The following is a 26749-nucleotide window of genomic DNA, read 5'->3' as shown; positions in this document are numbered from 1 at the left end:
CCAAAAGCAGAGTTGCAGAAGCGCTGTTCATATTTCACCACCCGATTACCGAACCCGCTTAAGGTGCTGAGCTGGTGTTTTTTCACCAGCAGATCCAGCGTGTCCTGCACCGCGTTTTCGCTCAGCGACATCACCGGTTCGCGGTTGGATTTTTGGTTACAGGCCGTCACCACACCATTTAATGACATCGGATATTGATCGGGCGTGGTGACCTGCTTCTCCAGCAGACAACCGACCACGCGCGCCTCAACGGGCGTCAGCACGATTTTCATAATAAGGATCAACCTCTGTAGTTATTGGCCGCGACGATCCGCAGCCCAGTCAGCTGCGGTTAACGACGTCAGCACATGATCCTGCCAGCGACCGTCAATCAATAAGTAATCTTTGGCGTAGCCCTCTTTTTCGAAGCCAAGCCGTGCCAGCAAATCGCCGCTGCGGGCATTGTGCGGCATATAGTTGGCCATAATGCGATGCATCCGCTGTTGGCGCTGCATATACCGAATCGCCGCCTGCAGCGCTTCGAACATCATTCCTTGCCCTTGCCACTTTTCACCCAGCGAATAGCCGAGATAGCAGGCGTAAAACGAACCGCGCAACACATTACTGAAGTTGGCCACACCACGCACTTCGTTCTCGTCAGGATCCAAAATAATGAAATAGAAGGCGCTGCCCTGCTTGTGCATTTCGGTAATCAGCCCCAGTCGCGCCTGCCAGCCGGAAGGATAACAGTGGCTGTCATCACGTACCGGTTCCCAGGGTTTTAAAAACGCACGGTTTTCCGCGTAATAATCCGCCAGCCGCCAGGCATCACGCTCATGGACCAGACGGACTACCAGCCGGTCGGTTGTCAGGCGCACTTTTGGCGCAGCAGAACGATAGCCAAACATCTTATCTCCCAAAATCGATGGCCGATAAAAAAAATTGATTGTAAATCACACTACGGCTAACCCCTCAGACAGAATCCAGGCAACCCGCCATTTTTTGCCAGCCTGCACTCACTATAACCGCCATCTCAACATACGGTAAATTGTTGCGGGTGATCGTCGTCATTTTTTGCCGGTTCTCACTGAATCTATGGCACTAATTGCACCATGACGATGAAAAAATATCATCCCGTCATCGCTGGGAAAAGTCGTCGCCCAGGAGGAAAATGAACCCTCCGGAAGCTTTCCCCTCCCTATGCTCAGGAAACAGCAAGCATGTCACGCGTCGCACGGGCACGAAGCCTTGGTAAGTATTTTCTGCTGTTAGATAACATGCTGGTGGTGTTAGGTTTTTTTGTGGTTTTCCCCCTTATCTCGATCCGCTTTGTTGATCAACTCGGATGGGCGGCGCTGATGGTCGGTATTGCGCTGGGTCTGCGCCAGTTAGTTCAGCAAGGATTGGGGATTTTTGGTGGCGCGATTGCCGACCGCTTCGGTGCCAAACCGATGATCGTCACCGGTATGTTGCTACGCGCCGCTGGCTTTGCGGCCATGGCGATGGCGCATGAACCCTGGGTGCTGTGGTTTTCCTGTCTGCTCTCCGGCCTCGGCGGCACGCTGTTTGATCCGCCCCGCACCGCGCTGGTGATCAAACTGATTCGTCCGCGTCAGCGCGGGCGCTTCTTTTCCCTGTTAATGATGCAGGACAGCGCCGGAGCGGTGATCGGTGCGCTGATTGGCAGCTGGCTGCTGAGCTACGATTTCCGTCTGGTGTGCTGGGTGGGGGCGATGGTGTTTGTGCTGGCAGCGCTGTGTAATGCCCTGCTCTTACCGGCATGGCGTATTTCAACGGTGCGCACGCCGATGCGTGAAGGGATGGCGCGAGTACTTAAGGATCGCCGCTTCTGCACGTATGTGCTGACGCTGACGGGCTACTACGCACTGGCGGTTCAGGTCATGCTGATGTTGCCGATCGTGGTGAATCAGATTGCCGGTGAGCCAGGCGCAGTAAAATGGATGTACGCCATTGAAGCGGCGCTGTCGTTAACCCTGCTCTATCCGATTGCCCGCTGGAGCGAAAAACATTTTCGTCTGGAACAGCGTCTGATGGCCGGTTTGCTGCTGATGACACTCAGCCTGATACCGGTCGGGATGGCCAGCACGCTACAACAGGTGTTTATGCTGATCTGTACTTTTTATATCGGTGCCATTATCGCTGAACCGGCGCGTGAAACCCTCAGCGCCTCGCTGGCCAGTTCTCGCGCACGCGGGAGTTATATGGGCTTTAGTCGATTAGGACTGGCATTAGGCGGCGCGCTGGGGTACAGCGGCGGCGGCTGGGTATTCGATCTCGGCCATGAACTGGCAATGCCGCAATTACCGTGGCTGATGCTTGGCAGCATCGGTTTTATTACCTTGCTGGCGTTGTGGTGGCAATTCCATCCGCGCCAGCCAGCACCGGCAATGCTCAGTGGCGGCTAGCCCGGGGTTTGCCTACTCCGCCAATCTGACCCATACTTCTTTAATACATTCAAAACATTGATAGCGGCAAACGCCGCTATCAATGTTCAAACGAGAGGGTCTGATGAAACTGTATATCTATGAGCACTGCCCGTTCTGTGTCAAAGCGCGCATGATTTTTGGTCTGAAAAATCTGCCCATCGAACTGGTGGTGTTGCTCAATGACGATGAAGAGACACCCAAGCGGTTAATCGGGCAAAAAATGGCCCCTATCCTGCAAAAAGAAGATGGCAGCTGCATGCCGGAAAGCATGGATATCGTGCACTTTATCGATAACAAAGATCGCGAACCGCTGCTGACCGGTCAAACTAATCCGGCCATCTCCACCTGGCTGCGTCAGGTTAACGAATACGTCAGTAAATTGCTGATGCCTCGCATTGCTGAAGCGCCTTTTGCTGAATTTGCCACACCGCAAGCGCGGGCCTACTTTAAAAACAAAAAAGAGGCCAGTATCGGCAACTTTGAAGAGCTGAAACTGCACTCACCGGGTCTGATCAAGAAAATCAGCGACGACCTGCGTCAGCTGGATAAGCTGATCGTCAAACCCAATGCCGTCAACGGCGAACTGTCAGAAGATGATATTCACCTGTTCCCACTGTTGCGCTCGCTGTCACTGGTCGCCGGGGTAGAATACCCGACGCGTGTTGCCGAGTACCGTGACAATATGGCAAAACAGACGCAGATTAACCTGCTGTCTTCAGTCGCGATTTAATCCCCCGCTTAATGGCTGTGCCGCGCCTGGCTCAGCCATTTTTACTGCTCTCCGTGTTAAACTCTTGTCCCATTTCAGTGATATCCTGGTGACTCTTGCAGCCTGCTCCGGCAAGCTATGCGGCGGTATCACCGCAGTTTGTGCGACGAAAAAAACGAGGACAGTGATGAAAAAGATTTTTCCAGGGCTGATTGTCCTGATATTTGCCGGTCTGCTTGCCGGTTGTAATCAGTTAACTCAGTACACCATCAGCGAACAGGAAGTGAACCAGGCGCTGCAAAAACACAACAATTATGAAAAACAGCTGGGGGTCGCCGGGCTGGTAGACGCGCATATTGTGCTGAGCGATCTCAGCAGCCAGATCGGCCGTGATGAGCCGAATAAAGTGACCCTGACCGGCAATGCCAAAGTGAATATCACTTCGCTGTTTGGTCCACAGCAGGCCGATATGAAGCTGACGATGAAGGCACAGCCGGTATTTAATAAAGAAGAAGGCGCAATTTATCTCAAAGAGATGCAGATTGTTGATGCTCAGGTCCAGCCGGAGAAAATGCAGTCGCTGATGAAAACCCTGACGCCGTATCTGGATCAGTCGCTGAAAAGTTACTTCAACCAGAAACCGGCCTATATTCTCAGCACTGACCGCAGCAAAGCGGAATCGCTGGCGAAGAAATTTGCCAAAGGCATTGAGGTTAAACCGGGCAAACTGGTGATCCCTTTCACTGAATAACCCCCCGCCCTCGTGAAAACGGGGGCTTTTTTTTATCTGGCATCATAAAGCAAGTGCAATCGGTTGCCTTTACCCCTATCCTTAGACCCCGGCTCAAAACCGCCATACGAATTCCCTTCCTAGCCGGAGCATAACTGATGACTGCACAACCCCAGCAATTACTCATTCGCCGCCCTGACGACTGGCACATCCATCTGCGTGATGATGAGATGCTTCAGGCCGTGGTGCCGTTTACCAGTGAGGTGTGCGGTCGGGCGATAGTGATGCCGAATCTGGTGCCACCGGTGACCAGCGTCGCCAGCGCCATTGCCTATCGCGACCGTATTCGCGCCGCAGTGCCAGCCGGACACGATTTCAGACCACTGATGACCTGTTACCTGACCGACTCACTGGATGCGGATGAAGTTGAAAAGGGCTTCAGCGAAGGCGTCTTTACCGCCGCTAAACTGTATCCGGCTCATGCCACCACCAACTCCAGCCATGGCGTCACCAATATTGCCGCTATTGCGACAGTGCTGGAACGCATGCAAAAGATCGGTATGCCATTACTGATTCATGGCGAAGTGACCGATGCGCATATTGATATCTTTGATCGTGAAGCGCGCTTTATTGAGAGCGTGATGGAGCCGCTGCGTCAGCAGTTTCCGCAGCTGAAAGTGGTGTTTGAGCATATTACGACCAAAGAAGCCGCAGCCTATGTGCAGGAAGGTAACCGCTTTATTGCTGCCACCATTACCCCGCAGCATCTGATGTTCAACCGCAACCATATGCTGGTTGGCGGCGTGCGTCCGCATCTTTACTGCCTGCCGATTCTTAAACGTAACGTGCATCAGGAAGCACTCCGTCAGGTGATTGCCAGCGGCAATGACCGCTTCTTCCTTGGCACCGATACTGCTCCGCATACCCGTCATCGTAAAGAAGCCAGCTGTGGTTGCGCCGGGGTGTTTAACGCGCCGACAGCACTACCCGCCTACGCAACGGTATTTGAAGAGATGAATGCTTTACAGCATCTCGAAGCATTCTGCTCGGAAAACGGCCCGCGTTTCTATGGCCTGCCGCTTAACGAAGGAAAAATTAAGCTGGTGCGCAAACCGTTTACCGTGACCGACAGCATTCCGGTGGGTGACGATACGCTGGTGCCGTTCCTTGCCGGCGAAACGCTAAACTGGTCGGTAGAACTCTGATCAACAGTGGGAAGCATCCGCTTCCCACTTTTTTGTTGCTTCTTCGATTAAGTAACTGTATAAATGTACAGTATACTTATCGGAGGCTCTCATGCGTGTAGAAGTCACTGTAGCAAAAACCACGACCCTGCCCGCGGGCGCGCTTGACGCGCTAACGCAGGAACTTACCAAACGTATCGATAAACAGTTTCCTGAAACGGATAACCGCGTATCGGTGCGCTATGCCAGCGCCAATAATCTGAGCGTACTGGGTGCCGGAAAAGAACAAAAAGATCTCATCAGTGATATTCTGCAAGAGACCTGGGAAAGCGCGGATGACTGGTTTATCACTGATTAACCGCACTGCCCGCTTTTTCCATGAAATGCTGTTTTTTGCCGGGTGTCGCTATCCGGCTTTTTTGATTTTACTGCCCTCCTCGCTTCACCTTGCTTAATCCCCCCTCACCTGTATAGACTGTTGCTAAACGATGACCTATTCTTGCGCCTGTCATGTTTTACAGGAGGTGTTACCCATGACTGCAGATAAGCCCGAAGAGGCAATGACTTTCGGTGAATTGCTGGCGTTGATCAGCGATCAGCAGCGTCGCTTGTCGGTGCTGGAAAATGCCTTTTCTTATCTCTCCTTTTGTCTGGACGAGAAGTCGAATCAGCTGCTGATTCACAGCCTGCGTCTGGAAGCGCAAAATCAGAATCGCGATGAGACAATGCAACAGCATTTTACCCGTCTCGCCGATGAACTGGAAAAACGCAACGGGATCGTTCGGGTGCAACCGGACGCAACGGCCTGATAAAAAACTCCCGCCGTTGCGGGAGTTTTTTATTTATCTTTTCCCTTAGCGATTACGCTTAAATATCCACCAGCAACCCTTGCATTTGATCTTCTGCACACTTTTCATGCCATCTGTGTTAAATATGCTGTTATAATTAATTCGCTCTATGTAAAAAAGGCCGCATTGGAACCTCGATAAATCACTTCGTTTTGACGAGTAATAAAGGGGGTTATAATGGACAGAAACAAAGATGTAATCCAAACACATCCCCTGGTTGGATGGGATATCAGTACGGTAGACAGTTATGACGCCATGATGATTCGCCTTCATTCGCTTTCATCTGGCGAGCAACCAGCCGATGAGGCTGAAGTGGGCCAGACCTACTGGTTAACCACCGATGTTGCCAGACAGTTTATATCGATTCTAGAAGCTGGCATTGCGAAGATCGAAGCAACTGAATACCAGGATCGTGATTACAAGAAGCATTAACTTTTGTGCTTGTTGCCTTGAGGCACCCAATATGGGTGCCTTTTTATTGCCGGTAAGTTTTTGCTATCCTGCGGAAAACGATTGCATAAGTCAGGAGTAAGACACAGATGGTTTACGATTTAATCGTGGTAGGAAGTGGCTCCGTAGGTGCGGCTGCCGGCTTTTATGCCACGCAGGCGGGACTGAAAGTATTAATGATTGACGGCGCACACCCGCCCCACCAGCAGGGCAGCCATCATGGCGAAACCCGTTTGATTCGTCATGCTTACGGTGAAGGTGCTCGCTATGTCCCGCTGGTATTGCGCGCGCAAAAACTGTGGGATGAGCTGGAACAGCTGAGCGGTGAGCGCATTATGCAGCGCAGCGGCCTGATTAACCTGGCACCGTTAAACTCTGAATTTATTAAGAATGTTATCGACAGCGCACAACAATTTGATCTCGATGTGCAAGTGTTACAGGCCGATGAAGTGCGTAAGCGCTGGCCGCAATTCGCGGTGCCCGAGGAGTATATTGGCGTTTTTGAGCCACAGTCTGGTTACCTGAAATCAGAAGTCGCGATCAAAAGCTGGATTCGTCTGGCAGAACAAGCTGGCTGCGCGCAGCTGTTTAACTGCCCGGTGCAAAGTATTGAGAAAGATGGCGAGCTGGAGGTGGTGAATACCTTAGACGGCAGCTATCGCGGACGCAAGCTGCTACTCAGTGCCGGAACCTGGGTCAAAGCTCTGTATCCTGACCTGCCGATGACGCCAGTTCGTAAAGTGTTCTCCTGGCACCAGGCCGACGGGCGCTACAGTGAAAATAACAAGTTCCCTGCCTTTGCCGTCGAAATGGCGGATGGTATTCATTATTACGGTTTTCCTGCGGATAACAACGCGTTAAAGGTCGGTAAACACGAAGGTGGTCAGCCCATTGACCGGCCGGCACAGCGTAAGGCCTTTGGCGCTTTTGCCGAAGATGGCAGTGAAGTGTTTAACTTTATGCGCCAGTTTTTGCCGGGCGTGGGTGTCTGCCTGCACGGAGCCGCCTGCACTTATGATAATTCCCCGGATGAGGACTTTATTATCGATACCCTGCCCGGCCATCCTGGGAGATTAATCATCACCGGCTTAAGCGGACATGGCTTTAAATTTGCCAGTGTGCTGGGTGAAATCGCCGCCCAGTTTGCCGCCGGTGAAAAATCCGCTTTCGATTTAGCGCCGTTTGCCTTGTCGCGTTTTCAATCGTCGGATTAAGCGCTAAAAAATTCAGCAAACAGATCGGAGAGGCACAATACTTGTGCCTCAATAATTAATATTTATAAAGATATTATTTTATTGTTAACAGAATCGTGCAGAGTTTTTTCATTTCTCTTTTCTGAATAAGCCACTCACCTCAGAATTACCGTTCAAAAGATCTTTGTGATTTATCTGTCGCAATCTGCAAAGGCAATCAACTGGCGAAAGCCTTCAGTAAGGGAGTAAGCCCATCAAAACCCGCCAGTCTGGAAGGGTTGCAACGTGCCCTCAAAACGCTTGAAGGCCCATCGTTGAATAATCCACAACTGGCGCATACCGCTTACTTTATTGCTCAGCAACGGGACATTAACGATCTGTATTCTGTTTTCTCGGTAGTTCAGGCGCTGGATGATGACAGCGGAAGAATCTCCACCGAAGGAAAGCTGCAAAGACTGTATGGCACCAGGTCCGAAGATATCTTTTTGATTCGTGACGGTGAACGTCAGTTTCTTAATATGGATAACAAGCTGATTTTCAATAATAAGCAGTCTGTTGCCTGGTTAATGAAATGGTATCCGGAGCTGGGGCTGACGGATACTTCTGCCGCTTTACCGGCGCAGTATTTGTTAAAATGCCGCTGGGAGTGGGCCTGCCCTGGGTCGAACTCAGCCGTTAAGCGGGGATCTCAGGCAGCATGTCGCTGCCTGAGATCGGTACTGCCAGGCGTTACTCTGCGGCTTTGGCCGCGTCTTTCTCTTTCTGACGGCGCAGCTTCAATTTATTAATCAGCTTATGCGCCTCCGCCCGGGTGCCAACCGCAGGTGCCGAGCCATGCAATGGCTTGTTAGCGGTTTCACGGGTAAAGTACACGGTAATCAGGCCAATCACCGCCGCCCCCATCAGATAATAAGCCGGCATCATCAGGTTGTTGGTGGTGTCCACCAGCCAGGTGGTGATTAACGGCGTGGTGCCCCCGAACAGTGACACCGACAGGTTAAAACCAATCGCCAGTGCGCTGTAGCGGATATCGGTCGCAAACAGTGCCGGCAGTGCTGATGGCATGGTGCCGCTAAAGCAGGTGTGCAGTACCCCCAGGATCATCAGACCAACGAATACCAGCCCCAGGTTACCGCTGCCAATCAGCATCAGACAGGGTATCGCCAGCAGGATAATTCCCACGGCACCCAGCGCAATCACCGGACGACGGCCCAGACGGTCGTTCCAGTGCCCCCAGAACAGCGTCAGTGGCATCATAACGAACATTACCACCAGTACCAGCATTAAACCGCTCAGCTCGCTCAGGCCGAGAATACCGGTCAGGTAGCTTGGCATATAGGAAGTCAGCATATAGTTCGAGACATTAAACAGCAGCACCAGACCGATACATTTCAGCATCTGCGCGCGATACTTACTCAGCATCTGCAACACGCCAAGGCGGGGTTTGCTGTGCTCCAGCTGCTCCTGCTTCTCCATATGTTTCTGGAACGCGGGAGTCTCTTCCAGTTTCAGACGGATATACAGACCGAACAGACCCAGCGGTGCCGCAATAAAGAACGGTACGCGCCAGCCCCAGCTTAGCAGTTGCTCAGTTGACATCGCGGCGGTCATGCCGGTTACCAGACCGGCACCAATCAGATACCCTGCCAGCGTACCAAACTCCAGCCAGCTGCCCATAAAGCCGCGACGTTTATCGGTAGAGTATTCGGCGATAAAGGTTGCCGCCCCACCGTACTCACCGCCGGTAGAGAAGCCCTGCACCATACGCGCGACCAGTAACAGCACCGGCGCCATAATGCCGATACTTTCGTAGTCGGGTATGATCCCGATACAGAAAGTACCAATCGACATCATAATCATGGTAATCGCCAGCACCTTCTGACGGCCAATCCGGTCGCCCAATGGACCAAACACCAGTCCACCCAACGGTCGAACCAGGAAGGCGGCGGCAAAGGCACCAAAGGCTGCCAGCAGCTGCGCCGCCGGGCTACCGCCGGGGAAGAACACCTTACCGATGGTGACGGCCAGGTAGCTGTAGACGCCGAAGTCGAACCACTCCATGGCATTGCCCAGCGCGGCGGCACCCACCGCCCGCTTTAGCATATCTTTATCGACGATAGTGATATCGTCCACCGTCAGCTCTTTTTTTGGTCGTTTATTCCAGAAATGCTTCTTCTGTTTTTCTGTTGCTGTTGAGTCGTTCATAGAGTTCTCTCAAAAATGACGCGATCAAGATTTACAGCACCATAGCTTTCTTCGCCTGTCGTAAAGACCTGAATCTGAGGGGAAGAAAGCTATAACGCAGCGGTTACAGCCAGGCTCGTGATGCGACAAAACATAACCTGAGTTTAATTTAGATTTCTTTAATTTATACAAAATAGCGTATTTTTTCAAGTTTTCAGCGGTAAGCGCTGTTATTTCACACAATTAAAGCCGGTATCGCCATAATAAATGCGCTTTTTGCTGCGAAAAAAAAGCCTCTCATTCAGAGAAATATTTCCTGCTTAAGCCCTATGATTTAGCGTATCAGAAGAAAATAATGCTGCGGCCTTCGAACCTAAACCCGCGCATTAATCGCCTGTCGCTCAGCAAAATATCGCCTTTAAAACGCGGAATTATTTACATAAAATAACATACCGTTGACGTTAATTTATAATTCATTCAATTTTTTAGAATGTCAGGAAAAATCTCCCCTTTTTTAGCCAGACGCCAACCTGCGCCAGGAAAGCTCCCTCACCGCACGATGAGATAACAGTTTTACGATAAAACTGAATTCATTCAGTCAATCTCATTCAAAATATTTCATTAAAAAGATTTAATTTAAGGCTATGCTCAACATTCAGTTGATTTTTTATTTCCAGTTGTTCAGTCTCATTTCTAATCGTAAATCTGAGGATTCACCGCGTGCCGTTAAAAAATACGTCAACCCGATTCGGTTCTCTGTCAATTACCTTGCACTGGCTGGTCGCGCTGGCCGTTTATGGCATGTTTGCACTCGGTTTGTGGATGGTGACGCTGGGTTATTACGACAACTGGTATCACCAGGCACCCGAACTGCATAAAAGCATCGGTATGGTGCTGTTTGCCGTGATGATCCTGCGACTGCTGTGGCGCTTTATCTCACCACCACCGAAACCCCTCAGCAGTTATTCACCGCTGGTGCGTCTCAGCGCAGTTGTCGCGCATTTGTTGTTATATCTGCTGCTGTTCGCCATTTTGATTACCGGTTATCTGATCTCAACCGCTGAAGGCAAGCCGATTGAGGTGTTCGGCGTGCTTCCGGTTCCTGCCCTGCTGGCGGGGGGCGCAGAGCAAGCCGACCTGGCCGGCGATATTCATCTTTATCTCGCCTGGAGCGTGGTGATCATTTCAGTTCTGCACGGACTGGCCGCGCTCAAGCATCACTTTATTGATCGTGATATCACGTTGAAACGGATGCTGGGTCACCGCATCGATTAACCTTGTTAACGGAGAAACACTATGTTGAAGAAAAGCGTACTGGGATTAGCCGCTGCTGCCATGCTGATGAGCGCCGGTTCTGCCGTCGCGGCAGACTATAAAATCGATAAAGAGGGCCAGCATGCGTTTGTCCAGTTCCGCATCCAGCACCTGGGTTACAGCTGGATATACGGTACTTTTAAAGACTTCGACGGCAGCTTCACCTTTGACGAAAAAGATCCGTCAGCTGATAAGGTTAACGTCACCATTAATACCAACAGCGTCGATACTAACCATGCTGAGCGTGACAAACACCTGCGCAGTGCCGACTTCCTGAACACCGCTAAATTCGCCCAGGCGACCTTTGTGTCGACCAGCGTGAAGAAAGATGGCGACGATCTGGACATCGCCGGCAATCTGACGCTGAATGGCGTGACTAAACCGGTAACGCTGGAAGCGAAACTGCTGGGTCAGGGTAAAGATCCATGGGGCGGTTACCGCGCCGGTTTTGAAGCGGAAGGTAAAATCGCGCTGAAAGATTTCAATATCACCAAAGATCTGGGGCCGGCATCTCAGGAAGTTGAGTTGATCATTTCGTTGGAAGGTGTTCGTCAGTAATTCTGGCGAATGACTGAAATAAACCGGGCGGCGAGTGCCGCCCGGTTTAAATTACCGGTTACTTATCGCTGTCAGGCGCAGGGATATGTAAGGTGGTATTTAACAAGCCACGCGACTTATTAAAAATCTTATTACCGTTCTCACGACCGGCGCGGCGCGCACGCTGCTCCTCCGGTGTCAACGCCAGCTCTTCCATACAGAGTGGGCTGCAACAGTTTTTAAACTTCTCAGCACAGACTGGGCACTGAATAAACAGCAGATGGCAACCGTCGTTCTTGCAGTTGACGTGAGTATCGCAGACCGCACCGCACTGATGACAATGCGCAATCACATCATCAGAAATCCGCTCACCCATACGCTCGTCGAACACAAAGTTTTTACCCTTAAAACGCACCGGTAATCCCTGTTCACGCGCACGACGGGCATACTCAATAATGCCGCCTTCGATATGATAAACATTTTCAAAACCGTTATGACGCATCCAGGCACTGGCTTTTTCACAGCGAATTCCCCCGGTGCAGTACATAACAATTTTCTTATCTTTATCTTCCTGCAGCATATCGACCGCCATCGGCAGCTGATCGCGGAAGGTATCCGCCGGAATTTCCATCGCCTGTTCAAAGTGGCCCACTTCGTATTCGTAGTGGTTGCGCATATCGACAAATACCGCGTCAGGATCGTCCAGCATGGCGTTAACTTCCGCCGCCTTCAGATAGGCACCCACGTCGCTGGCATCAAAGCTTTCGTCAGTAATCCCGTCAGCGACGATGCGGTCGCGCACTTTCAGCCGCAGAACCCAGAAAGATTTACCATCATCGTCGAGCGCAATGTTCATCCGCAGATTTTCCAGCGCCGGATCGAAAGCATACAGCGTCTCTTTCATCTGCTGATAAAGGCTTGCAGGCACGCTGATCTGCGCATTGATCCCTTCCGCAGCAACGTAGACGCGGCCGAAAACTTTCAGCCGGGTGAAGGTCTGATACAGAGAATCACGAAACGCTTTCGGGTCGTTGATGGTGAAATATTTATAAAAAGAGACTGTGGTGCGCGGCTCGGTTTCAGCCAGCATGCGCGCCTTCAGCTCTTCATTGGAAACAAGGTTATGTAACACTGGCATGGTGTACGTTCCTGTGTGCAATAGAGTGAAATTTTAGCGGCGACATGATACCTGAATCATCACTGAATGACAGCGGCGAGGGCATTTTTCTTCCCTGCTGCTACTCTTTTCACCACCGCACATACTGACTTGACCCGGATGACAAAAACACCGAGCATTAACTTAGCGCACTTACTATCACACATGTGAATAAAATGGAGTCACCCATGAGTCTACTGTTTACCCCAATGAAAATTGGCAAATTGTCACTGGATAACCGCATTATCATTGCGCCTATGTGCCAGTATTCTGCCGAACAGGGGAAAGCGACAGCCTGGCATCGCATCCATTTAGGTCATCTGGCACTGTCGGGCGCCGGATTAATGATTCTTGAAGCCGCCGCCATTGAAACCGAAGGCCGCATCACGCCGCAGGATTTGGGGCTGTGGGATGACGTCACCGAACAAGCGCTGGCTGAGGTGATTAACGACGTACGTAAATATTCCTCCATGCCGCTGGGTATTCAGCTGGGTCATGCCGGGCGTAAAGCCTCCACCGATGTGCCATGGCGTGGCGGCGGTTTCCTTGCGGCCAGCCAGGGTGGCTGGCAGACATCAGCCCCCTCGGCCCTGCCGTTTAATGACAGTCATGAAGCACCGCAGGCGATGTCGCTGGCACGCATCGAAGAGGTCAAACAGGCCTTTATCGACAGTGCGATCCGCGCCGATCGTCTGGGACTTGAGCTGATCGAGGTTCATGCTGCGCACGGTTATCTGCTACACCAGTTTCTGTCGCCGCTTTCCAATCAACGGGACGATCAATATGGCGGTTCGCTGGAAAACCGTATGCGTATCGTGCTGGAGATTTTCCGCGACGTGCGTCGGGTATTCCCGGCCAATAAGCCGGTTGGCGTGCGCATTTCTGCCACTGACTGGGTGGAAGGTGGCTGGGATCTGCAACAATCGATTGCACTGAGCCAGGCGCTGGAAGCCATTGGCTGTGATTATATCCACGTCTCCAGCGGCGGCCTGTCACCTCAGCAGCAGATTTCAGTCGGCCCGGGCTATCAGGTTCCTTTCTCAGAAAGCATCAAACAAGCGGTGAGCATTCCGGTTATCGCTGTTGGCTTGATTACTGAGCCAGAACAGGCAGAAGCGATCCTGACTGAAGGGAAGTCTGACGCCATCGCGCTGGCGCGCGGGATGCTCTACGATCCGCGCTGGCCATGGCATGCGGCCGCTAAACTGGGGGCGAAAGTTAAAGCACCTGAGCAGTACTGGCGCAGTGAGCCACATGAAGTTAAAGGATTGTTTAAACAGTAAACAATTTCCGCCTGTGGAGCGATCCACAGGCGCTTTCCCGCCGCCGATCTGCTCCTGTTTTGTTAACAAACCTCACATTACTAGCCAGTTATTTCAGCCTGAGCAAAAAAAATGGCACAATAGGCCATAATCATCAGAATAGTTAAACGCCATAATAGTGGCTCATAAAATCGAAGCTGGAAGAATATGACACAGTTGCCACACTTTTCTCGCGAATTGTTACATCCGCGCTATTGGTTTACCTGGATAGGGATTGGCCTGCTTTACCTGATTGTTTTGCTCCCTTACCCGGTGCTTTATCACCTTGGTTGCGGTCTGGGCCGCTTATCAATGCGTTTTCTGAAGCAACGTGTTTTTGTGGCGCGCCGCAATCTGGAGCTAAGCTTTCCGAAGATGCCGACGGCCGAGCGTGAGGCGCTGGTGGTGCGTAACTTTGAGTCAGTCGGGATGGGCCTGCTGGAAACCGGTATGGCATGGTTCTGGCCTGACTGGCGGATCAAACGCTGGTTCGCCGTCAGCGGCCTCGAACATATCGATCAAGCCCATCAACAGGGCAAAGGTGTGCTGTTAATCGGTATGCACTTTCTGACACTGGAACTGGGCGCGCGCATTTTTGGGATTTATAATCCGGGTATTGGGGTTTATCGCCCTAACGATAACAAATTGCTCGACTGGCTTCAGACCTGGGGACGCATGCGCTCAAATAAAAGCATGCTGGATCGTAAAGACCTGAAGGGCATGATCCGTGCGCTGAAAAATGGTGACATTATCTGGTATGCGCCGGACCACGATTATGGGCCGCGCAGCAGCGTGTTTGTGCCGTTCTTTGGCGTCGACAAAGCTGCCACCACGAAGGGTAGCTATGTGTTAATTCGCAGTGGCAAGCCGGCGATCATCCCTTTTGTGCCGCGTCGCCTGCCCCATGGTAAAGGTTATGAGATGATTATCATGCCGGATGTCGCCGATATGCCGTTGGATGATGAAACGGCAACCGCCGCACGGATGAATCGCGTAGTCGAAGAAGGCGTATTAATGGCGCCGGAGCAATATATGTGGCTGCATCGCCGCTTTAAAACGCGCCCGGAAGGGGAAGCGTCTCTCTACTGATTGGGCAGCACGCCTTAGCCCTGGAGTCGGGCGGCGTTTTCGCCGCCCGTATTAATGGCATATCCGCAGTTGATTAAGCGCCCGACTTAACGCCCCTCATAACCATCCCAGTAAGCACCGAGGATTTAGGCGGTGAAAATCTGGCGTTTTTTATCACTCACCTGCTCTTTATACTCATGATTGATAATGCTCTGAGTATGGGTGAGCTGATTCTGGAACTCGTCGCTTTTGAAATAATCGACTTTTTTTTGAGCCTCTGCACGAGGAAGCTTAGCCATGCGATCCGCAACGCCTTGCTGATAAAACCAGTCGAACATCGGCACAGCACGCTTTATCGAATCAGAAACCAGCGTGCGGTAATTGACGTCCCTTTCATTTCTCATCTGATATACATAGTGCTCAGCATGTTTCTGCGACGATGTTTTTGCTGTGGTACAGGCAGCGAGAAAACCACAGGCAATCAGCACGGAATGCTTTAACCCAGTTATTATTCATTCCTAAAAGTATTATTGATTTTATACAACCTGAAATAGTGCGCAGTACATAAATTAATGCTGCTAAATGCACTGAACAATTGCAGAATAATATTATCTGTCAGTAGAGGAAATCACTTTTAATCGGCGAGAGATGATTCTGGCTATTTTTTTACGCGGGGTTTAGTCTTCATTAAATAAATGGCATACGGCAATGCCGGGGGCTTAATGCCCCCGAATTATTTAAGGATTATGACCTTGTCATAGCCGCCACTTTCGCTATCGATATGGGTTTTGGCATCCATGTAATCCTTCATCACCAGCTCAACGACCTTGTTGAAGTGCTCACATCGGGTGCCTTGCTTTCTGGTGATGGTGATTGTCGACTGCGTCTCTTCAACATGGTGGTAAGCGGAGTCCTGCATATAGTCCATTTTCAAACCCTCTGAATTTTTTTTAATGATAGTACTCTTACAGATTGTATGGAAAAAATCATTTGGACAAAATCTGAAAAATCAGAGGTATCAGTGGATTATGATGCCTCCTTGACTGGACTGCTCCGTTAAACTGTCAGCATGATTGAATCTGATTTTTTATGGTCTCAACTATCATAAGGGCAAAACACCCTCTTTTTATTACTTGAGTATTCATAGCCTAAGCACTGCCGCGTAACCATGCTGATATAAAGGGTGAACAGTACGACTGGCGTCTGCTCCTTTGGGTGCAACTTCGCTATGCAAGCTGTTATCATGACCACTGCCCAGCAGGGTTCAGTATTTACATTTTTTCTTACCGCCCAGCTCAGTCTGTCACTCCACCCGGTCTCATACCTTGCAGCAAATTCTTGTGCAATATGCATAGCAGTTGATTGAGAGATCATCGATGGACTCCGTAATAGACGTTATAAATCAAACCACCAACCATTATTGGCCCGAGAAAAATACCTGCAGCCTCATGACGTAGTGCAACAAAAGTGATTTGATATTCATTTTTCAATGGGAATTTTAATCCCTGAATAATGTACTTCTTTGATAGCCCTCTGACCCTTAATAAACCAATTGTTTCCGCCAAAAATTCCTCAAGGTAGCGTAGAATATAGGATTTCTGGTAGGCGCTAATATTGATAAAAGCCCTTAATTCTCTTAACAGATAAAACTTAGGCGCAACAAACTGATGAACCTTTTCGTGATAGATTGTTTCTAATACTTTTTTCGCAGCTTCATCGGCAGAAAGCACTGTGCGGTCGTATCGTCTCCCAATGGTAATATCCCCCCAGGGATCTGCGGCCCCATGGCCAGCCTCGATTTTATCAGTAAACCTTATTTTCGGGCGATAACGCCATCCAGGATGACTGTTTTTAGGGGCAACGGCAGCTAACTCTCTGCCGAGGCTGCTACTATAGGCAGGCATTTTATGTTTATTTAATTGCGTACCGAATGTATCCCTTGGCCCCTTCTTCAGCATTAGCGCCATCACCGTATTAATCCCTATCAGCGTAATCGCCTGAGCAAGATCGCTGGCAGCATCGTCAAGATCGGCTTCATCGTGGGCATTATAGGTTTTGGTGGCAAAATCGCAGAGTTTGCTACCGGCTTCGACGGCAACACCGCCAACCGCGGCCCATCCCACGACCAACAGGATAATATCGGCTATCTCACCAATGCCGATAAAATGCGACCCGGCCCATAACACCACCGTCGCCGCCATGGTAGCCAATGATGTCGGTGATATTAATACCAGTAACTGCTTACCGATATCTTCAGGAAGTAAACTGGCTGCTTTGGTTATTGACGCCTCCAGCCGCGCTTGCAGATCCATTGTTGCAATATCCATACTTTACTCTCCATGTAGTCAGCCGATATTCATCACATCCTTATCCATCCAGCAGGCTGATAATAAACCATCTGCCAAGTTATTTAACAGAGTGCCGGAAAAAAATTAAATATGCAGATTTAATTATGCTCGCGAATATTTATTATTATAAAAATAATAAATTGCTGCTCCACGGCATCATTGACCTCGGTTATCACCGCACAGGGCTGGCCAGAAACAGACCCCGATGCTAACCCCCTGATACCTGGGTATAAATCGACCTTAAATTTTTTTTCGTCATCGCACTTACCCTGCCAGATCTTCGACTATCCTTGTCAGAATCAGCATAACTTAAGCAGGGAGAAAACTGATGAGCATGTTCTCAACACTGGAAGAAGCTATTGATAATGCACGCGAAGAGTATCTGGCCGATAATCCGGAACTCACTGAGGACGAAGCCTCAGTCGCCCAGTTTAATCTGCAAAAGTATGTGATGCAGGATGGCGATATCATGTGGCAGGCCGAGTTCTTTACAGATGAAGGTGATGAAGGCGAATGCCTGCCGATCCGCAGCGGTGAAGCAGCACAGGCAATTTTTGACGGCGATTTCGACGAGATCGAGCTGCGCCAGGAGTGGCAGGCTGAAAACACCCTGCATGAGTGGGATGAAGGTGAATTTCAGCTGGAGCCGTCAGTCGATACCGAAGAAGGCCGGGCTGCCGCCGAGGAGTGGGAAGATGACAATACCGACGCTGACAATAACTACGCTGATGACGAGCGCTAATTATTCGTAAGGGCCATGTTTCGCATCGACCGGTAACAGCAGCGTATCGACCACTAATGACAGTGGCAGATCGATGATGGTAAGAAAACGCCAGGGCGTATCCCGCACATCCCACTGTACGCCAGGGTAGTACTGATTGCCGTGCCCCTGTCCGGGCACGGTTCTGCTGATTATACTACCGCATCCGGTTAAGGTCAGCAGGCATGCAGCCACAACCGTCAGTCGGCCAAATTTGCCAGTCATGCAAGTTCTCGTGATGATTAAGGACAGTCATTATACGCTGCATCATGCCCGGTACAGGCAGAGTACATGCAATTTATCTGTCAACAAAGCGTAAAAAAGGCGGCATTTCTGCCGCCTTTTTACTATTTCGCTGACTGAATCGCCAGCGGATTAAGTTTCAACGTCTGATATTTTTCGAACCAGTCATGATACTTATCAGCATCCTGCCACAGACGATAGTGGAGACGCGCTAACGTCACCGGATCGCTTAGCAGGTTCAGTCGCTGATCGCGGCTGAGTTTTTCCGGCGAATCACTTAACGCCTGCTCCACACGACGATCACGCGCATATTCCAGCAAATCGCTTTTCAGGTGACGTGAAGTCGCCATAGCGCTCGCCAGTGCATTGAATGAAGGATGGAATAAGGCATGCATAAAGCCATTCTTCAGTGCGCGGTCGCGGTTCAGATGCAGGTACGCATCGGTGTCCAGCAACTCCTTCGGCGGATCGTACTCTTCCGGAATCAGGAACAGTTTGGCACGTTTTGAACCGAGTCCCAGCGTGGCACGGCTGGAGAATACCGAAACAAACGGCGACAGAATCAGCGAGAAGACAATTGGTGACAGCCACCACAGGAAATTAAGATCCAGCCAACCCATGCCGACCGCCCAGACCACACCCAGCAGCAACTGCGAGCCGTGACGGGCAAAAGCTTCGCTCCATGGCGTCGCATCGTCATCACGCTGGGGTGAATTCCATACCACTTCCCAGCCGAGGAAGGCGCTGACCACAAACACGGTGTGGAACAACATGCGCACCGGTGCCAGCAGTACCGAGAACAGCATTTCCAGCAGCAGCGAGAAGAACAGGCGAATCGCCCCACCGTAAGGTTTGGCACCTTTACACCAGATCAATACCACACTCAGCAGTTTCGGCAGGAACAGCAGCACCAGCGTGGTCGAGAACAGCGCAATCGCCAGCTCCGGACGCCACTGCGGCCAGACCGGGAAAAGCTGCCGCGGCTGCAGGAAGTATTGCGGTTCCATCAGGGTATGCACCACCTGCAAAGCGGTGGATAACGCGAGGAACATAAACCACAGCGGCGCCGAGAGATAGGACATCACACCGGTCAGGAACACCGCACGGTGTACCGGGTGCATCCCTTTCACCAGGAACAGACGGAAGTTCATCAGGTTACCGTGACACCAGCGGCGGTCGCGTTTCAGCTCATCCAGCAGGTTTGGCGGCAGCTCTTCATACGAGCCCGGCAGATCGTAAGCAATCCATACCCCCCAGCCGGCACGACGCATCAGCGCGGCTTCAACAAAGTCATGGGAGAGAATCGAACCGGCAAATGAACCTTCGCCCGGCAGTGGCGCCAGCGCACAGTGTTCAATAAACGGTTTTACACGGATGATGGCGTTATGCCCCCAGTAGTGCGACTCACCCAATTGCCAGAAGTGCAGACCGGCGGTAAACAGCGGGCCATACACGCGGGTAGCAAACTGCTGACAGCGCGCATACAGCGTATCCATACCGGACGCTTTTGGCGACGACTGGATAATACCGGCGTTTGGATTGGCTTCCATCATGCGCACCAGACCGGTCAGACACTCGCCGCTCATCACGCTGTCCGCATCCAGCACCACCATGTAGCTGTACTGGCTGCCCCAGCGGCGGCAGAAGTCATCGATGTTACCGCTTTTACGCTTCACACGACGGCGACGGCGGCGATAGAAGATCTTCCCTTCCCCACCCACATCACGCACCAGTTCCATCCACGCTTTCTGCTCAGCCATAGCGATATCGGCGTCATAGCTGTCACTGAGGATGTAAACATCGAAGTGCTCTTGCTGACCGGTACGCACCACGGATTCCCAGGTCGCACGCAGACCGGCGAACACGCGTTCAACGTCTTCATTACAGATCGGCATGATCAGCGCAGTGCGGTGCTCAGGGTTAATCGGCTCATCGCCGTTGGTCGAATAAGAGATACTGTACTTATCGCGGCCAATCAGCAGTTGCAGGAAGCCCATCAGCGCGGTCCAGAAACCGGCCGACACCCAGCAGAACAGGATGGCAAACAGGAACAGTATGCCGGTCTGCAGCACATACGGCAGGATCTGTAATACCGACTGCTGCCAGTTCTGGTTGATCATCTCCATTGGATCGATCAGTGCCCAGCCCTGGTATGGCAAAATGGTTTTCATATACCAGGTGGCGATCACCGTCTGCACCAGCGTCAACAGCAGCAGAATATAACGACGAATCGAGCCAACGTGGCGCCATTTGTCTTCTGTCTTCTGCTCTTCTGCACTGGCATAGCGATGGGTGGTTTTACGGCCACGCAGCGAGTCCCAGGCACGGGCGACCGGGTTGGTACGCCAGGCTTCCGGGAACATCAGCGAGCGCTTTACCGGCGGCATCGCTTTCAGCGTGGTGCGATCTAAATAATCTTTATCGAATTGTTCACCACCAGCAACGGAATCCGGCCACGTGGTTTCAATACGTGACCTGACCGATTCAAGAGGCGCATCGTCAGGACGCGCCTCCACCGGGCCGTCCTGGCCCAGCTGATGGTGAAGCTTGCTGTACACTTCAGCTTTCTCGCCCTCGGCAGGCAGCGAGTGCTGAAGCACCTCCTTCCGCTCAGCGGAAAGAGGCAGCAAGTCGATGTAATCAGCGGGTGTTACAATTGACTTATTCATTGGCAGGCAACTGATAGCTCCATGTTTCCGTCAGCGTCTTATCACCATTTACCAGTGCAGCACGCATTTCGGTCGGCTGTTTGTTGTCTTTCACTCGCAGACGCAATACTAAACGCCAGCCTTTGGTCACGGAGTTGTAGCGAACGCTTTGCTCGACCACTTCACCGTTATCACCCACGCTGACCTGCGGAGTGACCGGCGTGTTATCGGCCAGCTTGCTCATTTCCGGGCCCACAAAATCAACCAGGAAGGCGACCGTGCCATCCGGCTGACGCACCAGATTAGACTGCTTCACATCACCGGTAGAGCGCAGTGTGCTCTTCACATAAGCGGTTTCCGGCGAGTGCAGCTGGTTTTCATCGCGAGTGAAGTGCAGACGATATTTGAAATTCATCTCTTTGCCAGGTTCTGGCAGAGTTTCCGGCGTCCAGAAAGCGACGATATTGTCGTTGGTTTCATCCGCAGTGGGGATCTCCACCAGCTCAACGCGTCCTTTGCCCCAGTCACCTTGCGGCTCGACCCAGCCACTTGGGCGCTGATCGTAGCGATCGTCAAGATCCTGGAACTGGCTGAAATCACGGCCACGTTGCAACAAACCAAAGCCTTTCGGATTCTCAACGGTAAACGTACTGACCGCCAGATGCTTCGGATTGTTCAGCGGACGCCAGATCCACTCACCGTTACCGGCGTGAATCGAGAGACCATTGGAATCATGCAGCGCCGGACGATAGTTCACCATCGGAGAAGGCTGATTTGGCCCAAACAGGAACATGCTGGTCAGGGGTGCCACGCCCAGCTTGCCCACTTTATCGCGCAGATAGACTTTCGACTGCACGTCGACAGTGGTCTCTTTGCCCGGATTAATGACAAAGCGATAAGCACCGGCAGCACGTGGCGAATCCAGCAGTGCGTAGATTACCAGATGTTTGTCCTGCGGTTTTGGACGTTCAATCCAGTACTCTTTAAAACGCGGGAACTCTTCGCCGGAAGGTAAGGCAGTATCGATCGCCAGACCACGTGCAGAAAGTCCATAAACCTGACCGCCGCCGATAACGCGGAAGTAACTCGCGCCTAAGAAGCTGCTGATTTCGTCGTTTTTATCTTTGCTGTTAAGCGGGTAAAGCACTTTAAAACCGGCATAACCGAGATTTTTCACGGTTTCCGGATCGTGTTTAACGTTACCGAAATTAAAATAGTCAGAATTATATTTAATCTCACGCACCGTGGTCGCGGTGACTTCGTTCAGTTTCACCGGCGTATCGAAATACATACCCTGATGATAGAACTCAAGCTTGAACGGGGTTTTCAGCTTGCTCCAGTAAGCTTTATCGTGGTTGAACTGAATCTGCTGATAATCAGCAAATTTCATGTCACGTAACTGAGAAGGTAAATTGCTTTTTGGCGCTTCGAATCCTTTACCTGCCAAATCTTTCGCCTGTTTTGCCACATCATCAATGCCGAAAGCCCAACTTGAACTGGCATACATCGACAGCAAAACTGCCGCGCCAACCCAGCGCATCTTCATCAGTTTTGGTTCATTTTTCATTTTAATCAGCACATCCCCCCCTTTCGTGTGCTTAAATCAATCCCATCAATCTTAATGGATAATTCAGGTTTCCGACAGCCTGTGCGGGATTAGGTTCCCGTGTTTTTTGCCTCTAAGCGCCGATATCTCAAGCGTTTAGAGGATACGGATTTGGCTGATAGTATACTCTTTGTTGCTGCAGTAAAGTAAGCCCGTGCTTTAGCGTGGTTCAGGGCGAGCCAGGGGTTAAAACGGTCAATGAATGGATAATTATGAGTATAAAAAAACCACAACGTGAGTATTTTCTTGATTCAATTCGCGCTTATTTGATGTTACTGGGTATTCCTTTTCATATGTCACTGATTTACTCCGGTCATCAGTGGGCGGTAAACAGTGCCGAACCCAGTAGCTGGCTGACGCTGTTTAATGACTTTATCCACGCCTTCCGCATGCAGGTTTTCTTTGTCATTTCAGGCTATTTTTCCTATATGCTCTACCTGCGCTACCAGCCCCAGCGCTGGCTGAAAGTGCGCGTCGAGCGCGTCGGCATTCCGATGCTGACCGCCATCCCATTACTGACGTTGCCGCAGTTCTTTTTGCTGAAAAGCTGGACGCCAGCCATCGGCGACTGGAATCACTTCGGCCTGTATGAAAAATATAACGCGCTGGTGTGGCATCTGGTGTCACATTTATGGTTTTTGCTGGTGCTGGTGATCCTCACGACGCTGGGCATTGTGCTGTTTAAAATATTGCGCGATGGCGGCAAAAAGCAGACGACAAAAACAGACTATTCCGAGCTTAACTGGCGCAAATTAACGCTGAGTTTTATTGGATTTGCCTTAATCTGGGGCAGCATCCGCCGCCTGGTGTTTATTTTCCAGCCTGCTCTGCTGACCGACGGCCTGTTTAATTTCGCCGTGATGCAGACACTGTTCTACCTGCCGTTCTTTATGCTTGGCGCGATGGCGTGGAAACACCCGGCCATTAAAGCACTGTTTTTGAAATTTAATCCGTGGACGCTGGTCGGCTCGACTGGCGCATTTATCGCTTATCTGCTCAATCAGCGTTACAGCACCGGCGAAGGCTGGTTATATGAAATTGATACGGTGATTACCCTGCTGATGGGTCTGTGGATGGTGAATGTGGTGTTCACTTTGGGGCATAAACTGCTGAATTCACATTCACCGCGCATTACCTATCTGGTGAATGCCTCACTGTTTATTTATCTGGTGCATCACCCGTTAACCCTGCTGTACGGCATATTTATTACGCCGGCGATTAGTAACAATACGCTGGGTTTCTTTGTCGGCCTGGCTTTTGTCTTTGGTATCGCCTTTGTGCTGTATGAGATTCATCTGCGCATTCCGCTGCTGCGCTTCCTGTTCTCGGGTAAGCCGCCGCAAGCTGCGAAATCGCCACAGCAGGCGAACAGCTAATTTGTTCTGATTAGCTAACGGCCGGTTTAACACCGGCCGTTAGCTGGCTTAAGCGACTACAGCAACCACTCCACCGGCAACCGCCATACCAGGCGCACCAGCAGACGCTGTATAAAGCGGGTGCGCGGTTCATGCTTATGCACCACCTCGCCCGCTTCGCCTTCATATTCAACCCAGTTCACCCTGCCCCACTTGTCGAGGCGCAGTTTCCAGGCTTTATCGCGCATCCGGCTGATAAACCGTTGATGTACCGAGGTGGCCAGCGTTTCGCTCTCAATCACAAACCCCATTTCGGTATTCAGCACCGCCGAACGCGGGTCAAAATTAAACGAGCCAATAAAGACTTTCTGATTGTCGACGCTAAAGGTTTTAGCATGCAGGCTGGAGCCAGAATTACCGGTTAAACCGCGATCGTGCGGTGCATCGCGATTATCGCTGTGCGGTTTTAATTCATATAACGCAATACCGTGGCGCAGCAATTTTTTGCGCCATTTGGCATAGCCGGCATGCACTACCGACACATCATTGGCCGCCAGCGAGTTGGTAAGAATGGCGATTTTCACCCCTTTACGCTTTAGCGCCAGCAGCTGCGCTACGCCAGCGCGCGTCGGCACAAAATAAGCTGAAATAATATCGAACTGCTGTTGGGGTTTGCCGATCACCTCCAGCATCCGCTGCGGCAACAGCGTGGAAGCCTTCGCCTTGCCCAGCCCTTTACGCGGATCGTCACTCAGTAACCGGGTTCTGGCCCAGATTAGCTCCAGCTCACCACTCTCCAGCCGGGCCACAAACGGGGAAGAGTGCAGACGTTGTAAATATTGCTGAACCTGCGGATTATCACGCCAGGCAGCGGGCAACTGCACCGCCGAAAGCGGATCGTCGCTGCTGCTCTCCACCACCGAATTCAATGCCGAGACTGCCCGGCTGTGCCAGTAGCGCTCAAAATCGGCACTGACCTCTTCCACTACCGGGCCAAGTGCCAGCACGTCGAGATCGGAAAACAACGGCTCATCACCGGTACCAAAATACTCATCGCCGATATTACGCCCACCAACAATGGTAGCCATGCCGTCGACGGTAAAGCTTTTGTTGTGCATTCGCCGGTTAAGCCGGGCAAAATCGGTGAGATAACCGAGCGCACGCAGCGTACGAAAAGAGAAAGGATTAAACAGCCGAATCTGGATATTCGCATGCCGGTTCAGTTCGCTCAGCGTCTCATCCAGCCCCATAGTGTTGTTATCGTCGAGCAGCAGGCGCACTTTTACCCCGCGCCCGGCGGCCTCAAGCAGCGCGCTGAACAATAAACGCCCGGACATATCGTTTTGCCAGATGTAATACTGAATATCGAGGGTGCGTTCAGCCATGGATATCAGCAAATAACGCGAAGCAAACGCATCCAGTCCATCTTCCAGCGGATGAATGCCGCTGTGCAGAGGATGGCGCGCCACCTGCGGCGCAACCGCGCGCGCCAGTCTGGTCTCGCGAGGCTGATTGTCGTTATCAGCGTTGGCAGCAAACGCTTCGACCATGATGATTCCTTATTAAGAGTGATGACGCGTATCGTTTCTGAAATGATTATCTGCCTGAAGAAACCCTGGTGTCATGCGACTCTTCTGATTACTGCATTGGCAGCCATCGTTTTAGCACAAAATAAGCTTGTGACGATCGCACCAGCCAACAAATTCCCCTGCTGGTTGACCGTGATTATACAACCTGCCGGTTGAAAATGAGCGCGGGTGGCGACTAATCGTTGACCGTGACGGGTGACTTGCTCTACCATTCAGAAGATTCTTACCAGGCTAACTACTCGTCATTTCAGCAGAAAAAGCAGGCGGTTACCTTTCCCATACTCCATGGGAACGTGCCATTTTTTCTCCGCTGGACAGGAGTGCAATATCAGGGACGACGATAACTGATTAAACCAGACTATTCGGCTGCTTATTTGCCTTAACGGCATATTCTACATTCGTGCGCTAATGGCGACGGATGACTCATGCTATTAAATAAAATCGTGCATCGCCGCGTGGTATTTTCACGTCGCCAGAAAAAATAAAAATAAACTTTTGCGGAACCTGAAAAAGTTATTACGCCATAAAAAATAACCGGATGATCTATTTTATGGCGGGTTAAAAGGGACAAGGAGAAAAATTGAAACGCTTTCATTTAAGAAAAATCAGCCTGCTGATGGCAGTGGTAACACTGACATCAAGCTGCGCCAGCATACATCAGGCGGGACAAGATTATGGCACCGCAATCGGTTGTATTGGGGGGGCCGCGCTGGGGGGTGGGCTGACTTATCTGATTACCGGCGATGCAAAAAAAGCGCTGGCCGGTGGACTGATTGGCGGCGTGGCAGGCTGCGCAGCGGGAAACGTCTGGCAGAGTCGTGAAAAAGCGCTGGCTCAGATTGCCGCCGATGAGCATATTGCCATCAGCACCCGTCCATTGCAGGCGGACGAAAATAGCAGCAAAAAAACCGTTGGGCTGGTTGCTCAGGTAGAAGACAACGGGATGTTTGATACCAACAGCGCCCAGCTTTCAACGAACGGTCTGCGCCAGGTAAGGAAAATCGCCAGCGCCATGAAAGCAGGAAATCAGGATGGCGTGATTCTGGTGGTCGGCCATACCGATGCCACCGGCAATCCGGCCTGGAACCAACGGTTGTCTG

At 51.3% G+C, this 26749-nt stretch carries 27 protein-coding genes; 16 read left to right on the top strand and 11 right to left on the bottom strand.

All coding sequences use genetic code 11. The features are described from left to right. Together NG42_RS20880 and rimJ are read right to left on the bottom strand one after the other, a co-directional pair. Positions 1–272 (bottom strand): DUF480 domain-containing protein (locus NG42_RS20880; RefSeq protein WP_052902828.1); only part of this gene is annotated, 272 nt, incomplete at its 3' end. A 21-nt stretch (positions 273–293) separates the two neighbouring features. Further along, complete coding sequence (rimJ, locus tag NG42_RS20875) at positions 294–887, bottom strand: ribosomal protein S5-alanine N-acetyltransferase (RefSeq protein ID WP_052902826.1); 594 nt, start codon at positions 885–887, stop codon at positions 294–296. 312 nt (positions 888–1199) lie between these two features. On the opposite strand from rimJ, the gene mdtH reads away from it, so the two are divergent. The 9 genes from mdtH (at position 1200) to NG42_RS22800 (ending at position 8328) form a co-directional block, all read left to right on the top strand. Next, positions 1200–2405, top strand: coding sequence for a multidrug efflux MFS transporter MdtH (gene mdtH / locus NG42_RS20870; protein ID WP_052902824.1), 1206 nt, complete (start codon positions 1200–1202; stop codon positions 2403–2405). 103 nt (positions 2406–2508) lie between these two features. Continuing rightward, positions 2509–3156: a glutaredoxin 2 gene (gene grxB, locus NG42_RS20865; RefSeq protein ID WP_052902822.1), complete on the top strand. Its 648-nt coding sequence runs from the start codon at positions 2509–2511 to the stop codon at positions 3154–3156. Between the two features lie 166 nt (positions 3157–3322). Continuing rightward, positions 3323–3886, top strand: a complete 564-nt coding sequence (locus tag NG42_RS20860) for a lipoprotein (protein ID WP_052902820.1) — start codon at positions 3323–3325, stop codon at positions 3884–3886. Positions 3887–4023: 137 nt separating this feature from the next. Then, positions 4024–5070 (top strand): dihydroorotase, encoded by a 1047-nt coding sequence (gene pyrC / locus NG42_RS20855; RefSeq protein WP_052902819.1) that lies wholly within the window; start codon positions 4024–4026, stop codon positions 5068–5070. Between the two features lie 91 nt (positions 5071–5161). Then, on the top strand, positions 5162–5407 hold the full coding sequence (dinI, locus tag NG42_RS20850; protein WP_052902818.1) for a DNA damage-inducible protein I: 246 nt from the start codon (positions 5162–5164) through the stop codon (positions 5405–5407). Between the two features lie 175 nt (positions 5408–5582). Beyond that, positions 5583–5858 carry a hypothetical protein gene (locus NG42_RS20845; protein ID WP_052902817.1) on the top strand — a complete coding sequence of 92 codons (276 nt, stop codon included), beginning with the start codon at positions 5583–5585 and terminating at the stop codon, positions 5856–5858. A 216-nt stretch (positions 5859–6074) separates the two neighbouring features. After that, the gene (gene bssS / locus NG42_RS20840) at positions 6075–6329 is read left to right on the top strand and encodes a biofilm formation regulator BssS (protein ID WP_052902816.1); all 255 of its coding nucleotides are present in this window, start codon (positions 6075–6077) and stop codon (positions 6327–6329) included. A 107-nt stretch (positions 6330–6436) separates the two neighbouring features. Beyond that, complete coding sequence (gene solA, locus NG42_RS20835) at positions 6437–7561, top strand: N-methyl-L-tryptophan oxidase (protein ID WP_052902813.1); 1125 nt, start codon at positions 6437–6439, stop codon at positions 7559–7561. 257 nt (positions 7562–7818) lie between these two features. Then, a complete protein-coding gene (locus NG42_RS22800; RefSeq protein WP_053115629.1) occupies positions 7819–8328 on the top strand; it encodes a hypothetical protein in 510 nt (169 codons plus the stop codon). Here NG42_RS22800 and proP read toward each other — a convergent pair. After that, a complete protein-coding gene (gene proP / locus NG42_RS20830) occupies positions 8270–9745 on the bottom strand; it encodes a glycine betaine/L-proline transporter ProP (RefSeq protein WP_052902811.1) in 1476 nt (491 codons plus the stop codon). The genes NG42_RS22800 and proP overlap by 59 nt on opposite strands. 699 nt (positions 9746–10444) lie before the next feature. Between proP and NG42_RS20825 the strand changes: the two genes are divergently transcribed. Together NG42_RS20825 and NG42_RS20820 are read left to right on the top strand one after the other, a co-directional pair. Then, positions 10445–10999, top strand: a complete 555-nt coding sequence (locus tag NG42_RS20825; protein WP_052902809.1) for a cytochrome b — start codon at positions 10445–10447, stop codon at positions 10997–10999. A gap of 24 nt (positions 11000–11023) precedes the next feature. Beyond that, positions 11024–11596, top strand: a complete 573-nt coding sequence (locus NG42_RS20820) for a YceI family protein (protein ID WP_052902830.1) — start codon at positions 11024–11026, stop codon at positions 11594–11596. A 58-nt stretch (positions 11597–11654) separates the two neighbouring features. Here the strand turns inward: NG42_RS20820 and trhO are convergent, their stop codons facing one another. Beyond that, entirely contained in the window at positions 11655–12713 is a 1059-nt protein-coding gene (gene trhO / locus NG42_RS20815; protein WP_052902807.1) for an oxygen-dependent tRNA uridine(34) hydroxylase TrhO, read from the bottom strand. 206 nt (positions 12714–12919) lie between these two features. Between trhO and NG42_RS20810 the strand changes: the two genes are divergently transcribed. Together NG42_RS20810 and NG42_RS20805 are read left to right on the top strand one after the other, a co-directional pair. Then, entirely contained in the window at positions 12920–14014 is a 1095-nt protein-coding gene (locus NG42_RS20810) for an NADH:flavin oxidoreductase/NADH oxidase (protein WP_052902805.1), read from the top strand. A 186-nt stretch (positions 14015–14200) separates the two neighbouring features. Beyond that, the gene (locus NG42_RS20805; RefSeq protein WP_052902803.1) at positions 14201–15121 is read left to right on the top strand and encodes a Kdo(2)-lipid IV(A) acyltransferase; all 921 of its coding nucleotides are present in this window, start codon (positions 14201–14203) and stop codon (positions 15119–15121) included. Positions 15122–15246: 125 nt separating this feature from the next. On the opposite strand, the gene NG42_RS20800 is transcribed toward NG42_RS20805, so the two are convergent. From NG42_RS20800 to NG42_RS20785, 3 genes are all read right to left on the bottom strand, one after another. Next, positions 15247–15588 carry an Exc2 family lipoprotein gene (locus NG42_RS20800; RefSeq protein WP_082204244.1) on the bottom strand — a complete coding sequence of 114 codons (342 nt, stop codon included), beginning with the start codon at positions 15586–15588 and terminating at the stop codon, positions 15247–15249. A 245-nt stretch (positions 15589–15833) separates the two neighbouring features. After that, on the bottom strand, positions 15834–16028 hold the full coding sequence (locus NG42_RS20795) for a hypothetical protein (protein ID WP_052902801.1): 195 nt from the start codon (positions 16026–16028) through the stop codon (positions 15834–15836). A 442-nt stretch (positions 16029–16470) separates the two neighbouring features. Further along, positions 16471–17427 carry a hypothetical protein gene (locus NG42_RS20785; protein WP_052902797.1) on the bottom strand — a complete coding sequence of 319 codons (957 nt, stop codon included), beginning with the start codon at positions 17425–17427 and terminating at the stop codon, positions 16471–16473. Positions 17428–17776: 349 nt separating this feature from the next. Here NG42_RS20785 and NG42_RS20780 point away from each other — a divergent pair, with 349 nt between their 5' ends. Further along, positions 17777–18190 (top strand): MysB family protein, encoded by a 414-nt coding sequence (locus NG42_RS20780; RefSeq protein WP_052902795.1) that lies wholly within the window; start codon positions 17777–17779, stop codon positions 18188–18190. Here NG42_RS20780 and NG42_RS20775 read toward each other — a convergent pair whose 3' ends face one another. The 3 genes from NG42_RS20775 to mdoG form a co-directional block, all read right to left on the bottom strand. Beyond that, positions 18191–18433 (bottom strand): YceK/YidQ family lipoprotein, encoded by a 243-nt coding sequence (locus NG42_RS20775; RefSeq protein WP_052902792.1) that lies wholly within the window; start codon positions 18431–18433, stop codon positions 18191–18193. It abuts the gene before it with no gap. Positions 18434–18555: 122 nt separating this feature from the next. Then, positions 18556–21120 carry a glucans biosynthesis glucosyltransferase MdoH gene (gene mdoH / locus NG42_RS20770; protein ID WP_052902790.1) on the bottom strand — a complete coding sequence of 855 codons (2565 nt, stop codon included), beginning with the start codon at positions 21118–21120 and terminating at the stop codon, positions 18556–18558. Further along, positions 21113–22648 carry a glucans biosynthesis protein MdoG gene (gene mdoG / locus NG42_RS20765; RefSeq protein ID WP_173581465.1) on the bottom strand — a complete coding sequence of 512 codons (1536 nt, stop codon included), beginning with the start codon at positions 22646–22648 and terminating at the stop codon, positions 21113–21115. Before mdoG ends, mdoH begins: the two co-directional genes overlap by 8 nt. A gap of 269 nt (positions 22649–22917) precedes the next feature. Here mdoG and mdoC point away from each other — a divergent pair, with 269 nt between their 5' ends. Continuing rightward, entirely contained in the window at positions 22918–24081 is a 1164-nt protein-coding gene (gene mdoC / locus NG42_RS20760) for a glucans biosynthesis protein MdoC (protein ID WP_052902786.1), read from the top strand. Between the two features lie 56 nt (positions 24082–24137). Here mdoC and NG42_RS20755 read toward each other — a convergent pair whose 3' ends face one another. Next, positions 24138–25610: a phospholipase D family protein gene (locus tag NG42_RS20755; protein WP_052902784.1), complete on the bottom strand. Its 1473-nt coding sequence runs from the start codon at positions 25608–25610 to the stop codon at positions 24138–24140. A 619-nt stretch (positions 25611–26229) separates the two neighbouring features. On the opposite strand from NG42_RS20755, the gene NG42_RS20750 reads away from it, so the two are divergent. After that, on the top strand, positions 26230–26749 hold a 520-nt coding region (locus NG42_RS20750; protein WP_052902782.1), incomplete at its 3' end, for an OmpA family protein.

The organism is Winslowiella iniecta (assembly GCF_001267535.1).
GTDB classification, from domain to species: Bacteria; Pseudomonadota; Gammaproteobacteria; order Enterobacterales; family Enterobacteriaceae; genus Erwinia; species Erwinia iniecta.
This window is presented reverse-complemented; position numbering and strand designations above follow the sequence as displayed.

What these genes read in the sequence shown, in the direction of transcription:
- solA (WP_052902813.1), top strand. Translation starts at nt 6,437, where the DNA reads ATGGTTTACGATTTAATCGTGGTAGGAAGTGGCTCCGTAGGTGCGGCT.
- mdoH (WP_052902790.1), bottom strand. Translation starts at nt 21,120, where the DNA reads ATGAATAAGTCAATTGTAACACCCGCTGATTACATCGACTTGCTGCCT.
- dinI (WP_052902818.1), top strand. Translation starts at nt 5,162, where the DNA reads ATGCGTGTAGAAGTCACTGTAGCAAAAACCACGACCCTGCCCGCGGGC.
- bssS (WP_052902816.1), top strand. Translation starts at nt 6,075, where the DNA reads ATGGACAGAAACAAAGATGTAATCCAAACACATCCCCTGGTTGGATGG.
- NG42_RS20805 (WP_052902803.1), top strand. Translation starts at nt 14,201, where the DNA reads ATGACACAGTTGCCACACTTTTCTCGCGAATTGTTACATCCGCGCTAT.
- mdtH (WP_052902824.1), top strand. Translation starts at nt 1,200, where the DNA reads ATGTCACGCGTCGCACGGGCACGAAGCCTTGGTAAGTATTTTCTGCTG.
- trhO (WP_052902807.1), bottom strand. Translation starts at nt 12,713, where the DNA reads ATGCCAGTGTTACATAACCTTGTTTCCAATGAAGAGCTGAAGGCGCGC.
- NG42_RS20780 (WP_052902795.1), top strand. Translation starts at nt 17,777, where the DNA reads ATGAGCATGTTCTCAACACTGGAAGAAGCTATTGATAATGCACGCGAA.
- NG42_RS20860 (WP_052902820.1), top strand. Translation starts at nt 3,323, where the DNA reads ATGAAAAAGATTTTTCCAGGGCTGATTGTCCTGATATTTGCCGGTCTG.
- NG42_RS20810 (WP_052902805.1), top strand. Translation starts at nt 12,920, where the DNA reads ATGAGTCTACTGTTTACCCCAATGAAAATTGGCAAATTGTCACTGGAT.
- mdoC (WP_052902786.1), top strand. Translation starts at nt 22,918, where the DNA reads ATGAGTATAAAAAAACCACAACGTGAGTATTTTCTTGATTCAATTCGC.
- NG42_RS20755 (WP_052902784.1), bottom strand. Translation starts at nt 25,610, where the DNA reads ATGGTCGAAGCGTTTGCTGCCAACGCTGATAACGACAATCAGCCTCGC.
- pyrC (WP_052902819.1), top strand. Translation starts at nt 4,024, where the DNA reads ATGACTGCACAACCCCAGCAATTACTCATTCGCCGCCCTGACGACTGG.
- rimJ (WP_052902826.1), bottom strand. Translation starts at nt 887, where the DNA reads ATGTTTGGCTATCGTTCTGCTGCGCCAAAAGTGCGCCTGACAACCGAC.
- NG42_RS20845 (WP_052902817.1), top strand. Translation starts at nt 5,583, where the DNA reads ATGACTGCAGATAAGCCCGAAGAGGCAATGACTTTCGGTGAATTGCTG.
- NG42_RS20785 (WP_052902797.1), bottom strand. Translation starts at nt 17,427, where the DNA reads ATGGATATTGCAACAATGGATCTGCAAGCGCGGCTGGAGGCGTCAATA.
- proP (WP_052902811.1), bottom strand. Translation starts at nt 9,745, where the DNA reads ATGAACGACTCAACAGCAACAGAAAAACAGAAGAAGCATTTCTGGAAT.
- NG42_RS20795 (WP_052902801.1), bottom strand. Translation starts at nt 16,028, where the DNA reads ATGGACTATATGCAGGACTCCGCTTACCACCATGTTGAAGAGACGCAG.
- grxB (WP_052902822.1), top strand. Translation starts at nt 2,509, where the DNA reads ATGAAACTGTATATCTATGAGCACTGCCCGTTCTGTGTCAAAGCGCGC.
- NG42_RS20775 (WP_052902792.1), bottom strand. Translation starts at nt 18,433, where the DNA reads ATGACTGGCAAATTTGGCCGACTGACGGTTGTGGCTGCATGCCTGCTG.